The sequence below is a fragment of the Streptomyces sp. NPDC006265 genome (genome assembly GCF_040613555.1).
In the GTDB taxonomy this organism is placed as follows: domain Bacteria; phylum Actinomycetota; class Actinomycetes; order Streptomycetales; family Streptomycetaceae; genus Streptomyces.
In genome coordinates this window covers 1-3,440 of the sequence record NZ_JBEXSH010000924.1, presented here as the reverse complement: position 1 = coordinate 3,440, position 3,440 = coordinate 1, and the positions used below count along the sequence as shown (strand labels likewise).

The following is a 3,440-nucleotide window of genomic DNA, read 5'->3' as shown; positions in this document are numbered from 1 at the left end:
GGGACCGGAGCGAGCCGCTGTCGTCGGCCGGTCCGGTCCACTCATGGCCGCAGGAGGAGGTCCAGGCCCGGCGAGATGTCCGGTGCGCTGATCGAGCCGTAGCCGAAGACGAAGCCGGGGCGCGCACGGCGGGTCGCGGCGATCTCGGCCAGGGTGTGGATCGCCACGCCGGACGCCCGCGCCCCGGCGGCATGGTCCGCGAGCGCCTGCGGGTCGGCCAGCGGGCCCCGGTGAAGGCGGTCACGTGCAGGCCGGCGTACGAGGCGTCGGCGGACGAGGTCACCGCGGCATTCGCCGAAGACGGAGTGGGGGAGCGGCGGTTCGCGCTGCCGGAGGTGGGCGAGGGCTTCGCCGTCCCCGGGCGGGTCGCGATCGGCTTCCACCTGCTCGACCGCGTGGTGCACGACTGGGATGTCGCGGTGACGATCGGCGCACGGTGGGAGCCCGCCGGCGAACTCACCGACGCCGCGCTGCGGGTGGCCACCCGGGTCCCCGACGAGGGCCGCGGGGCCGGAGGCGCGTTCCGTCGGCGGATCGCCGTCGGTGACGATGCCGCGCCGGGCGACCGGCTGCTCGCCCTGCTCGGCCGGGACCCGTCCTGGACGCTGGGGTGCTGAGGAGCCGTTGGTACCCGGTCCGGCCGGAACACAGGACGCCGACGGCGGCGGACTCGCCGGACGAAGAGGCCCGCTGATCGTCGGCGCCACCGTCTTCACCCCGGATCGCGCCGGGACCTGCCCGGCATCGCGCGCCGCGGCATGGCACTGGGGCGCCACTGGCCGCGGCTCGAAGGAGCGGTCGGTATGTGGGGGTGGGTCATGTCCGTGGCCGGGCGCTGCGGATCGGTCTCGGTTGGACCGAGCGGCGGGCTCTGGCCGGGTTCGTACGCCTGCCGGAGCATGTCGCGATCATGGACGAGTACCGGGAGCGGGGCACGACGAGATCGGTGATCCGGGAGTACGAGCACCTCGACGTGACGCGTGTACGGCGGGACATGGAGGCCTGGCTGAGGACGGACGACCGCCGCTGAGCCCAGCCTCGGCCCGGTCGGCGCTGACCTTTCGGAGCCGCCTACCGGGCCCGGGAATCGAGCAGCCCGGTCAGCACCCGGTCCGGGGTGAGCGGGAGTTCACGGAAGCGGACGCCCGTGGCGTGGTGCACGGCGTTGCCGATCGCCGCGGCGGTCCCGACGATGCCGATCTCCCCGATGCCCTTGCTGCCCATGGGATTGAGGCGGGAGTCCTCCTCGTCGACCCAGTGCGCCTCGATCTCGGCGACATCGGCGTGCACGGGCACGTGGTACGAGGCCAGATCCGACTCGGTGAAGTCGCCGAAGGCGGCGTCCAGGGTGCTGCCCTCGGTCAGCGCCATGCCCAGGCCCATCGTCATGCCGCCCACGAACTGGGAGCGCGCCGTGCGGGCGTTGAGGATGCGGCCCGCCGCGTAGACCCCCAGGAGCCGGTTGACCCGGACCTCGCCGGTGACCGTGTCCACCGCGACCTCGGCGAAGTGCGCCCCGAAGGCGTGCCGCGCGACGTCGCTCTCGGCGTCCGCGGCGCCCTGCGTGTCGGCGCTGACGTCGAGGCCCTGCTCGGGCAGCGGCCCGGTGTGCTCGGCCAGGCGCACGGCCAGCCGAGCGCAGGCGTCGTGCACCGCCCAGCCCCAGGAGGCGGTGCCCGACGAGCCGCCGGCCAGTGGCGCCGACGGGAGTTCGGTGCTGCCGACCTCGATCCGCACCCGCTCCAGCGGCACCCCGAGGGCGTCGGCCCCCACCTGCGCGAGCACGGTCCGGGCACCCGTCCCGATGTCGGTGGCGTTGATCCGCACCAGGAACGTCCCGTCGGGCAGCGCGCGGACCGCCGCGGTGGAGGGGCCCACCATGACGGGGTACGTAGCCGCCGCCACGCCTGTCCCGAGCAGCAGGGGCCCGTCCCGGCGGGCGCCCGGGCGGGGGTCGCGCCCGTCCCACCCGAAGCGCCGTGAGCCTTCGCGCAGGCACTCGATCAGATGCCTGCTGCTGAAGGGCTTGCCGCTGTCGGGCTCGACATCGGGCTCGTTGCGGAAGCGCAGCTCGATCGGGTCCATGCCGAGTTCGGTGGCGAGCTCGTCCATGGCGGACTCCAGCGCGTACATGCCGGGGGCCTCGCCCGGAGCGCGCATCCAGGACGGCGACGGAACGTCCAGCGCCGCGACCCGGTGCACCGTACGGCTGTGCGGCGCGGCGTACATCACCCGTGCCGGCACCGCCGCCTGCTCCACGAACTCCTTGATGCGGGAGGTGTGCGTGGTGACCTCGTGCACGAGGGACGTGAGCCGGCCGTCCGCGTCGGCCCCGAGCCGAAGCCGGTGGAGGGTAGGGGCGCGATGCCCGACGACGGCGGGCAGGTAGCGGCGCGGCAGCGCCACCGTCACCGGCCGCCCGGTCTGACGTGCCGCCATGGCGGCGAGCACCACGTCGGGCCGTGGCGTGCCCTTGGACCCGAAACCGCCGCCGACGTGCTCGGCGGTGACGACGATCCGCTCCTTGGGCAGGCCGAACAACCCGGCGAGCACGGCCCGCACGGCGCCGGTGCCCTGGCTGGAGGTGTGCACGGTGAGCCGGCCGTCCTCCCACCGGGCGGTGGTGGTGTGCGGCTCCATGGGGTGGTTGTGCAGCGGCGGCACCCGGTACGCGACGTCCACGCGGGCGGCCGAGGAACCGAACGCCCCGTCGGCGTCCCCCTGTTCACGGACGGCGGGGTGACCGCCGTTGGCCTCCTCGGGCACGTAGACACCCGGGTGCGATGCGGTGAGGGCCGCGTCGTGCTCCTCGGCGTCGTAGGTGACGCGGACGGCGGCCGCACCGGCGCGCGCCGCCTCCAAGGTCTCGGCCACCACCAGGGCCACGAACCAGCCGCGGTGCGGAACCCGGGGACTCTGCAGCACCGCGAGCGTGGGATCGTCCGGTTCCGTCAGGCGCGGCGCGTTCTCGTGCGTGAGGACGGAGAGGACTCCGGGCACGGCCAGGGCGGCCGCGGTGTCGACGCCGGACACCCGGCCCCGGGCCACACTCGCCGGCACCGGCCAGGCCTGGGCCCGGCCGGGGGAGTGGAACTCGGCGGCGTAGCGGGCGGTGCCGCCGACCTTCTCGAGACCCTCGCGCCGCTCGGCGGGGGCACCCACACTGCCGGTCATGAGGCCCTCCCGGCGAGCACGGTGTCCGTAAGCCGGGACAGCACGTCCACGGCGAGATTGCGGGCGAGCGGCACCTTGTAGGCGTTGTCCCGCAACGGCTGCGCGGCGGACAGCTCCAGTTCGACGGCGTGTTCGAACGCCGCGCGGGACGGAGCCGTATCCAGCAGCGCCTCCTCCGCGCGCCGAGCACGCCACGGCCGGTGCGCCAGCGCCCCGAAGGCGAGCCCCGCATGGCCGACGACCCCGTCCTCCAGGCGCAGCACGAC

General features: G+C 74.9%; 4 protein-coding genes and 1 pseudogene. 2 read left to right on the top strand and 3 right to left on the bottom strand.

Features of this window, described 5'->3' with window-relative positions; all coding sequences use genetic code 11:
- Positions 1–41 precede the first annotated feature (41 nt).
- Positions 42–167 (bottom strand): hypothetical protein, encoded by a 126-nt coding sequence (locus tag ABZ281_RS42850; RefSeq protein ID WP_356663489.1) that lies wholly within the window; start codon positions 165–167, stop codon positions 42–44.
- 24 nt (positions 168–191) lie between these two features.
- Here ABZ281_RS42850 and ABZ281_RS42845 point away from each other — a divergent pair, with 24 nt between their 5' ends.
- Positions 192–617, top strand: a complete 426-nt coding sequence (locus tag ABZ281_RS42845) for a hypothetical protein (protein ID WP_356663487.1) — start codon at positions 192–194, stop codon at positions 615–617.
- 188 nt (positions 618–805) lie between these two features.
- On the top strand, positions 806–1,030 hold the full coding sequence (locus tag ABZ281_RS42840) for a hypothetical protein (protein ID WP_356663485.1): 225 nt from the start codon (positions 806–808) through the stop codon (positions 1,028–1,030).
- A gap of 41 nt (positions 1,031–1,071) precedes the next feature.
- Here ABZ281_RS42840 and ABZ281_RS42835 read toward each other — a convergent pair whose 3' ends face one another.
- Together ABZ281_RS42835 and ABZ281_RS42830 are read right to left on the bottom strand one after the other, a co-directional pair.
- On the bottom strand, positions 1,072–3,174 hold the full coding sequence (locus ABZ281_RS42835) for a xanthine dehydrogenase family protein molybdopterin-binding subunit (RefSeq protein WP_356663483.1): 2,103 nt from the start codon (positions 3,172–3,174) through the stop codon (positions 1,072–1,074).
- A pseudogene (locus ABZ281_RS42830) lies at positions 3,171–3,440 on the bottom strand (xanthine dehydrogenase family protein subunit M); the annotation flags it as partial. The pseudogene ABZ281_RS42830 and the gene ABZ281_RS42835, both read right to left, overlap by 4 nt.

Excerpts from the sequence above, each read along its gene's own strand:
- ABZ281_RS42845 (WP_356663487.1), top strand. The coding sequence starts at position 192 with ATGGTCCGCGAGCGCCTGCGGGTCGGCCAGCGGGCCCCGGTGAAGGCG.
- ABZ281_RS42835 (WP_356663483.1), bottom strand. The coding sequence starts at position 3,174 with ATGACCGGCAGTGTGGGTGCCCCCGCCGAGCGGCGCGAGGGTCTCGAG.